This window comes from Bacillus sp. AFS029637 (genome assembly GCF_002584985.1).
In the GTDB taxonomy this organism is placed as follows: domain Bacteria; phylum Bacillota; class Bacilli; order Bacillales; family Bacillaceae_G; genus Bacillus_A.
Window position 1 is genome coordinate 1 of record NZ_NUPZ01000096.1, and the last position, 293, is coordinate 293.

Consider the following 293-nt stretch of genomic DNA (forward strand, 5'->3'; position numbering starts at 1 on the left):
TCAGAATCAGAATCAGAATCAGAGTCGCTATCGGAATCAGAGTCAGAATCAGAATCAGAGTCGCTGTCAGAATCAGAGTCACTATCGGAATCACTATCTGAGTCAGAGTCAGAATCAGAGTCGCTGTCGGAATCAGAGTCACTGTCAGAATCAGAATCAGAATCAGAGTCGCTATCAGAATCAGAGTCGCTGTCGCTATCAGAGTCACTGTCAGAATCGGAATCAGAGTCAGAGTCGGAATCAGAGTCAGAATCAGAGTCACTGTCAGAATCAGAATCAGAATCAGAATCAGA

The 293-nt window shown here is 44.4% G+C and carries 1 protein-coding gene; it reads right to left on the reverse strand.

Translation table 11 applies throughout. From position 1 onward, the window contains the following. Positions 1-293 (reverse strand): hypothetical protein (locus COE49_RS28565; protein ID WP_176551495.1); only part of this gene is annotated, 293 nt, incomplete at both ends.